Raw genomic sequence first — 8,806 nt, forward strand, 5'->3', positions numbered from 1 at the left:
GATCCAATGCCCCGTTTCGCCGCCAATCTCTCGATGATGTTCACCGAGGTGCCGTTCCTCGACCGCTTTGATGCAGCCGCCCAAGCCGGCTTCACCGCCGTCGAGTTCCTCTTTCCCTACGAGCATCCGGCCGAGGCGGTCGGCGAGCGGCTCAAGCGCAACGGCCTGACGCAAGCCTTGTTCAACCTGCCGCCGGGCGACTGGAACGCCGGCGAGAAGGGGTTTGCCGCGCTGCCGGCGCGCTTTGCCGATCTCAAGGCGAGCCTCGAGACCGCGCTGCCTTACGCCAAGGCCACCGGCGTCAAGCGCCTGCACCTGATGGCCGGCATCGCCAATCGCGGCGAGCGCGTCGCGATCGAGGCGTTCTACAAGTCGGTGGCGTGGGCCGCGGAATTCTTCGGACCGCACGGCATCGACATCGTGCTCGAGCCGATCAATTCACGCAACGTGCCCGGCTACTTCCTCAACGATTTCGGCTTCGCGCGCGATCTGATCCACGAGCTGCGGCTTCCGAACCTGAAACTCCAGTTCGACATCTATCACTGCCAGATCATCCATGGCGACGTCACCATGCGGCTGCGCGAGATGATGCCGATCATCGGCCACATCCAGATCGCCAGCATTCCCTCGCGCAATGAGCCCGACGGCGAGGAGCTGAACTATCCGTTCCTGTTTGCCGAACTCGACCGGCTCGGCTATGCCGGCTTCGTCGGTTGCGAATACAATCCGCGCGGCAAGACCACCGACGGTCTTGCTTGGTTCAAGCCCTATGCGGGAGTAAAGCCGTGACACTTGCAGCGAGACTATCTCTTGGCTGCATCGCCGACGATTACACCGGCGCTTCCGATCTCGCCAACACGCTGACGCGCGCGGGCCTGCGCACGGTGCAAACCATCGGCGTGCCCGCGGACGATCTCGCGCTGCCCGAGGTCGACGCCGTCGTGGTGTCCCTCAAGAGCCGCTCGATCGAGGCCGGACTGGCCGTGTCGCGCTCGCGCGCGGCGGAGGCATGGCTGCGCGGTCGCGGCGCAGGCCACGTGCTGTTCAAGATCTGCTCGACCTTCGATTCCACCGATGCCGGCAACATCGGCCCGGTGATGGACGCGCTGCGTGCCGATTCTGGCGAGGCCGTCGTGCTGGTGACGCCGGCCTTCCCGGAGACCGGCCGCACCGTCTACCAGGGCAATTTGTTCGTCGGCGCCGTGCCGCTGAACGAGAGTCCGCTGAAGGACCATCCGCTCAACCCGATGCTTGATTCCAATCTGGTGCGCGTGCTGGCGCGGCAGAGCAAGACGCAAATCGGGCTCGTCGACCTCGCGACCGTCACGCGCGGAGCGGATGCCGTGCGGGCGCGTCTTGCCGAATTGTCGGGCCAGGGCATCGGCGCCGCCGTCATCGACGCCGTGTTCGATCGCGACCTCGAAACCATCGGCCTCGTTGCGGCCGGGCACCGGTTGTCTGTAGGCGCCTCCGGCATTGGTTTTGGACTGGCGCGGGCGCTGGTGTCGACAGGCAAGGTCAAATCGACAACGGCAAGCAGCGCGGCGGAGGCTCCGGTCGGCGGATTGGCGGCCTGCCTTGCCGGAAGCTGCTCGCAGGCGACGCTTCAACAGATCGCCAAGGCGGAAGCCATCATGCCGGTGCTTCATCTGGATCCGGACAGTATTATTACGGGGGTGGGCGAGGCGCAGCGCGCGCTGGACTGGGCCCGGCCGCGACTCGCCAATGGTCCGGTCCTGGTCGCGTCGAGTTCTGCGCCGGATCAGGTCGCCGCGCTCCAGGCGCGTCATGGCCGCGACGCGGTCGGCCATGCCATCGAGCAGGCAATGGCCGATATCGCCGAGGGGCTGGTGCAGGCCGGCGTCGAGCGCTTGGTCGTTGCCGGCGGGGAGACGTCCGGTGCGGTGGTCGATCGGTTGAAGATTCCCGGTTTTCTCGTGGGAGTAGAAATCGCTGCAGGCGTCCCAGTGCTGCGCGCGGTCGGTGCTGAAAAAGGCGACATGTTGCTTGCTTTGAAGTCCGGAAATTTCGGCGGCACGGATTTCTTTTCGGATGCGCTTGGGCTCATGCGCTGAGCGCAGGGCATTCTTAGCGCCATGTTCATTTGTTTCGGGCTTCCGTACTCGTACGGAGTCGTAGTTAACATCTGCTCAGGTTGTCTGATGTCGGCGCTGCTCCCTTTGTTTGATTCGTAAAGACTTCCGGACGCACCCGCGCCAGGACAAAGAGACCCATTATGCTCTCCAAAATCTCCATCCGCGCCAAGATCATCAGCGTCGTGGCGTTTCCTGCTGGTCGCCATGACCGGCATGGGCCTGCTCGCCGTCATGAAGATGCGGTCGATGAACGCCAATACGACCGACATCACCACGAGCTGGATGCCGAGCGTGCGGGTGCTGGGAGATCTCAGGGCCGGCGTCATCACCTATCGCAACGTGATCAGCGAGCACATGCTGTCGGAGACCCTTGAAGAGAAGCTGGCGGCTGAAAAGACGCTGGCCAGCGTGGTCGAGTCCAATACCAAATTCCGCCAAGCCTACGAGCCCATGATTACCTCGCCTGACGAGCGGGCGCTTTACAAAGAGTGGTCGAAAGTCTGGGACGAGTACAAGCAGGGCACCCAGCAAGTCATGGCGCTCTCGCGCAAGGAAGCCGGGAAAGTCCCGCACGAGGCTCACGAGCTGAACAGCAAGACGGTCAACAAGATCGGTCTCCAGGCCGATGAGGTCCTGCGCAAGGACATCGAGCTCAACACCAAGGGTGGCGATCAGGCGGCTCAGGACGCCGCGGACAGCTATTTCTCTGCATTCATGCTGGTTTCGATCATCCTCGGTGCGGCGGTCGTGGTCGGCATCGGCGTCGGCTTCTATCTCGTTCACGACGTCTCCAGCGGCATCAACTCCATCATTCAACCGATGCAGGCGCTGGGCAAGAGTGACCTCGGCGCCGAAGTCCCGCATCGCGGCGAGAAGACCGAGATCGGCGCCATGGCCGACGTGCTTCAGGTCTTCAAGGAGGCGCTGATCGCCAAGAAGGCGGCCGATGAAGCCGCCGCGGCCGATGCCGAAGCCAAGATCGAGCGCGGCCGCCGCGTCGGCAACGTCACCGCGAATTCGAAACGATGATCGGCGAGATCGTGCAGACCGTATCCTCGGCCTCGACCCAGCTCGAAGCCTCCGCCTCGACACTGACCTCGACCGCCGACCGCTCCCAGCGGCTGGCGACCACGGTTGCGGCAGCTTCGGAAGAGGCCTCCACCAACGTGCAGTCGGGGCCTCGGCGACGGAGGAGATGGCCTCCTCGGTTGGCGAGATCAGCCGGCAGGTGCAGGAATCGGCGCGCATGGCGGGCGACGCAGTCGGCCAGGCGCGCACGACCACCGAGCGCGTCAGCGAGCTGTCCAAGGCGGCCTCCCGCATCGGTGATGTCGTCGAGTTGATCAACACCATCGCCGGCCACACCAACCTGCTGGCGCTTAACGCGACCATCGAGGCGGCGCGCGCCGGTGAAGCCGGCCGCGGCTTCGCGGTGGTGGCTTCCGAGGTGAAGGCGCTCGCCGAGCAGACCGCGAAGGCAACCGGCGAATCGGCCAGCAGATCTCCGGCATCCAGGCGGCGACCAACGACTCGGTCGGCGCGATCAAGGAGATCTCCTCGACTATCGAACGTCTGTCGGAAATCTCCTCGGCCATTGCGGCTGCGGTTGAAGAGCAGGGCGCGGCGACCCAGGAGATCGCCCGCAACGTGCAGCAGGCAGCCCAAGGCACCCAGCAGGTCTCCTCCAACATCACCGACGTGCAGCGGGGCGCGACCGAGACCGGCACGGCCTCCTCGCAGGTGCTGTCGGCGGCGCAGATGCTGTCGAATGACTCGAGCCGGCTGAAGACCGAGGTCAGCAAGTTCCTGATTAACGTCCGCGCGGCGTAAGCGCGCAATTGCAACGAGCGGTGCTCCCGGCACCGCTCGTTCACGTTGACGAGGCGGTGCAATGTCGCGGGCGCAAGCTGCATAGCTGCGATGCCTATTTGCAGCGCGGTAGCACGGAAGTGAATGCGGAAGTGTCGCCGGAGGTTAGCGTTTCCGGCAGTGCTCAGGTAAAGGGGGAAGAGGATCCGCGTGGGGGCGGATTCCGTATCCTCGCTTGACCTGGAATTGCCTCGCGAATGATTGCTCTGGTCCGTATTGCCCTGAGCCGACCCTATACGTTTGTCGTGCTGGCGCTCCTGCTCCTGATCATCGGACCGCTTGCCGCGCTGCGGACGCCGACCGACATCTTTCCGGACATCCGCATTCCCGTGATCGGCGTGGTCTGGCAGTACACCGGCCTGCCGCCGGACCAGATGTCCGGTCGCATCACCACGCCGTTCCAGCGGGCGCTGACGACCACCGTCAACGACATCGAGCACATCACGGCCAATTCCTATAACGGCTTTGGCATCATCAAGATCTTCTTTCAGCCCAATGTCGACATCCGCACCGCCAACGCCCAGGTCACCGCGATCTCGCAGACGTTGCTGAAGCAGATGCCGCCTGGCGCGACGCCGCCTTTGATCCTGAACTACTCGGCTTCGACGGTGCCGATCATCCAGGTGGCGCTGTCGGGCGAGGGGCTCACCGAACAGAACCTCGCCGACATCGGCATCAACCAGCTCCGCACGCCGCTCGTCACCGTGCCCGGCGCGGCGATCCCGTATCCGTTCGGCGGCAAGCAGCGTCAGGTCCAGATCGACCTCGACCCGACCGCGCTCCAGGCCCGCGGCCTGTCCGGCCAGGACGTCGCGAACGCGCTGGCCGCGCAAAACTTGATCACGCCGGTCGGAACCCAGAAGATCGGCACCTTCGAGTACAACATCCAGCTCAACAACTCGCCGCTGAAGATCGAGGAGCTCGGCAATCTGCCGATCAAGACCGTCAATGGCGCGATGGTCTATGTGCGCGACGTTGCGACCGTGCGCGACGGCAATCCACCGCAGACCAACATCGTCCATGTCGATGGCAACCGTTCGGTGCTGATGATGGTCTTGAAGGCGGGCGCGACCTCGACGCTCGACATCATCGCGGGCATCAAGCAGAAGGTGATCGACGTCAAGGATCAGCTGCCGGACGCGCTGAAGATCGGCTTCATCGGCGACCAGTCGGTGTTCGTCCGCGGCGCGATCCAAGGCGTCGCCGTCGAGGGCGTGATCGCGGCGCTGCTCACCAGCGTGATGATCCTGCTGTTCCTCGGCAGCTGGCGCTCCACCGTGATCATCGCGGTCTCGATCCCGCTGTCGGTGCTAGGCGCCATCATCATGCTGTCAGCGATCGGCGAGACGTTGAACATCATGACGCTGGGCGGGCTTGCGCTTGCCGTCGGCATCCTGGTCGACGACGCCACGGTCACAATCGAGAACATCAATTACCATCTCGAGCAGGGCAAGCCGGTCGAGCAGTCGATCCTCGACGGCGCCAACCAGATCGTGACGCCGGCCTTCGTCTCGCTGCTCTGCATCTGCATCGTGTTCGTGCCGATGTTCTTCCTCACGGGCGTCGCGCGCTTCCTGTTCGTGCCTATGGCCGAAGCTGTCATGTTCGCGATGATCTGGTCGTTCCTGCTGTCGCGCACGCTGGTGCCGACCATGGCCAATTATCTGTTGCAGCCGCATGTGCATCACGAGGGCGCGCCGCCGACATCGCGTAATCCCCTGGTGTGGTTCCAGCGCGGCTTCGAGGCGCGCTTCGAGCGCATTCGCGGCGGTTACCACAATTTTCTCGGGCTCGCATTGGCCCACCGCGCAGTGTTCGTGATCGGTTTTGTGTGCGTTGTCGGTGCGTCCTTCGCGCTGGTGCCGTTCCTGGGGCGCAACTTCTTCCCGGCGGTCGATGCCGGCAACATCCTGATGCATGTCCGCACCCAGGTCGGCACCCGCGTCGAGGAGACCGCCAACCAGCTCGCCGACGTGCAGAAGGCGATCCGCAAGCTGATCCCCGGCGAAATCGAGACGTTGACCGACAACATCGGCATGCCGATCTCCGGCATCAACATGACCTACAACAACACCGGCGTCATCGGTCCACAGGACGGCGATATCCAGATCAAGCTCAAGGAGGGCCACAAGCCGACCGAGGAGCACGTGCGGACCTTGCGCGAGCAATTGCCACGGTTGTTCCCCGGCGTCAGCTTTGCCTTCCTGCCGGCCGACATCGTCAGCCAGATCCTGAATTTTGGCGCGCCGGCTCCGATCGACCTCCAGATCCGCGGCGCCAATGCCCAGGCCAACTTCGCCTACGCCAACACGCTGCTGGCCAAGGTCCGGCGTATTCCGGGCATCGCCGACGCGCGCATCCAGCAGTCGCCGAACAATCCGACCTTCAACATCGATGTCGACCGCACCCGCGCGCAATATGTCGGATTGACCGAGCGCGACGTCACCAACAGCCTCGTGGTCAACCTCGCCGGCTCCTCGCAGGTCGCGCCGACCTACTATCTCAATCCCGATAACGGCGTGTCGTACTCCATCGTGATGCAGACGCCGCAGTACCAGATCGATTCGCTCAGCGCGCTGCAGACGCTGCCGATCACGGCGACCGCCAACTCGCAGTCGCCAATCCTCGGCGGCATCGCCGACATCAAGCGATCGACGTCGAGCGCGGTGGTGTCGCAATATGACATTCAGACGCTGGTGCAGATTTTTGCCACGACATCGGGCCGGGACCTCGGCGCGGTCGCCGCCGACATCCGCCAGGTGATCGCCGATACCGCCAAGGAGGTGCCGAAGGGCTCGTCCGTTGCGCTGCTCGGCCAGGTTCAGACCATGAACAGTGCCTTCACCGGCCTGTTGTTCGGCCTGCTGGCGGCGGTCGTGCTGATCTACTTCCTGATCGTCGTCAACTTCCAGTCCTGGTCCGATCCATTCGTCATTATCACGGCGCTGCCGGCCGCACTTGCCGGCATCGTCTGGATGCTGTTCACGACGGAGACCACGCTGTCGGTGCCGGCGCTGACCGGCGCCATCATGTGCATGGGTGTGGCCACCGCCAACAGTGTGCTCGTGATCTCTTTCGCCCGCGAGCGCTATGAGGAGCTCGGCGATCCCATCGCAGCCGCGCTCGAAGCCGGCTTCGTGCGGTTCCGCCCGGTGCTGATGACCGCGCTCGCCATGATCATCGGCATGGCGCCGATGGCCTTGGGACTAGGCGAGGGCGGCGAGCAGAATGCGCCGCTCGGCCGCGCTGTGATCGGCGGCCTGATCTTTGCAACCTTCGCCACACTGATGTTTGTTCCCGTGGTGTTCAGCATGGTTCACAAGAAACAAGGCGCCAAAGCTGCCGCCTTATCGGAGACTTCGCATGTCGTCCACTGAACCACGCTCACCGGTGTCGCGCCGGAAACTGAGCATCGTCGGCGTGGTGGCGCTGATCGCGGCAGGCCTCGTGGTGGGCACCGGCATCCGGGCTCGCGAGGAGCAGGGCTCCAGGCTGAAGGAATGGACCGACGATCAGGCCGTCCCCAGCGTCGCGGTGACGCTGCCCAATGCCAAGGCCCGCAATGCCACCCTCGATCTGCCGGGTCGCCTCGAGGCGTACTATCGCGCGCCCATCTTCGCCCGCGTCTCGGGCTATCTGAAGAGCTGGAGCGCCGATATCGGTGCCCGCGTCAAGGCCGGCCAGGTGATTGCCGAGATAGAGGCGCCCGACCTCGACCAGCAGCTCTTGCAGGCCCGTGCCGACCTCGCCAGCCAGCAGGCCAGCGCAAGGCTGTCGGAGGCGACTCTGAACCGGCGCAAGACGCTGGTCGCCTCCAACTTCGTCTCCGCCCAGGAGATCGACGAGCGCACCGCCGATCTCTCCAACAAGAACGCGGCCGTCCATTCCGGGCAGGCGAATGTCGAGCGGCTTGAGGCGCTGGCCGGCTACAAGAAGATCACGGTGCCATTCGACGGCGTGGTCACCGCGCGCGACACCGACGTCGGTGCGCTGATCAACGCGGGCGGCGGCTCGGGCCCAGCGATGTTCGTGGTCTCCGACATCACCAAGCTGCGCGTCTATGTCAACGTGCCGCAGAACTATGTGCCGGCGATCAAGATCGGCGCCAAGGCCACCATCGTGCTGCCGGAGTATCCGAACCGGACCTTCCAGGCGACGGTGGAGGCTTCTTCACAAGCCGTCGACGTCGCCTCCGGCACTACGCGCATGCAGCTTGGACTGGACAATTCCAGCGGAGAACTGATGCCCGGCGGCTACGCCAGCGTGAAGCTCAGTCTCGAGCGCAACGCCGCGCCGCTCAGCATTCCCGCCAGCGCCCTGATCTTCAACGGCAGCGGCCTGCGCGTCGCCACCGTCGGCGCGGACGACAAGGTGCTGCTCAAAGCCGTGACGATCGCAAGTGACCTCGGCCGCGAGATCGAGCTCGCCTCGGGAATTGCGCCCGACGACCGCGTCATCACGGCCCCGCCGGACGGTCTCTCCGATGGCGAGCATGTGCGCGTGGCCGGCGCCAAGGGCAAGCCGGCGACGGCGTCGGAGAAGCAGGCGCCGAAGAGCTGAGGGTTTCTTCACCTCGCCCCGCTTGCGGGGAGAGGTCGATCGCTAAGCGATCGGGTGAGGGGGACTCTCCACGAACCCCTTTCTCACGGTGTTTGGGGAGGCAGCCCCTCACCCCCAACCCTCTCCCCGTAAGTACGCAGGGCTGTCCCGGGAATGATTCACTATGCCGCAGCGCATGCCCGGCAAATCCAGCGTGAACCGGATACTTTCTGGTTGTCGAGACACAGAAAAGGGCCGGGCATGCAATACATGAATAGCATCTTTGGAGAGCTCCTCAAACC

4 protein-coding genes and 1 pseudogene are annotated in these 8,806 nt (G+C 64.4%); all 5 read left to right on the forward strand.

The genetic code is table 11. The features are described from left to right. The first annotated feature begins 6 nt into the window (after nucleotides 1-6). The 5 genes and pseudogenes from otnI to IVA82_RS00685 all read left to right on the forward strand — a co-directional run bounded on the left by otnI (nucleotide 7) and on the right by IVA82_RS00685 (nucleotide 8,525). Entirely contained in the window at nucleotides 7-789 is a 783-nt protein-coding gene (otnI, locus tag IVA82_RS00665; protein WP_247389361.1) for a 2-oxo-tetronate isomerase, read from the forward strand. Continuing rightward, complete coding sequence (otnK, locus tag IVA82_RS00670) at nucleotides 786-2,075, forward strand: 3-oxo-tetronate kinase (RefSeq protein ID WP_247389360.1); 1,290 nt, start codon at nucleotides 786-788, stop codon at nucleotides 2,073-2,075. Before otnI ends, otnK begins: the two co-directional genes overlap by 4 nt. A 161-nt stretch (nucleotides 2,076-2,236) precedes the next feature. Beyond that, nucleotides 2,237-3,926: pseudogene (locus IVA82_RS00675) on the forward strand (methyl-accepting chemotaxis protein). Between the two features lie 236 nt (nucleotides 3,927-4,162). Next, entirely contained in the window at nucleotides 4,163-7,342 is a 3,180-nt protein-coding gene (locus IVA82_RS00680) for an efflux RND transporter permease subunit (RefSeq protein ID WP_247389359.1), read from the forward strand. Further along, nucleotides 7,329-8,525 carry an efflux RND transporter periplasmic adaptor subunit gene (locus IVA82_RS00685; RefSeq protein ID WP_247389358.1) on the forward strand — a complete coding sequence of 399 codons (1,197 nt, stop codon included), beginning with the start codon at nucleotides 7,329-7,331 and terminating at the stop codon, nucleotides 8,523-8,525. The genes IVA82_RS00680 and IVA82_RS00685 overlap by 14 nt, the downstream gene beginning before the upstream one ends. Nucleotides 8,526-8,806 lie beyond the last annotated feature (281 nt).

Origin of the sequence: Bradyrhizobium sp. 142, from assembly GCF_023074015.1 — a bacterium.
Lineage (GTDB): Bacteria > Pseudomonadota > Alphaproteobacteria > Rhizobiales > Xanthobacteraceae > Bradyrhizobium.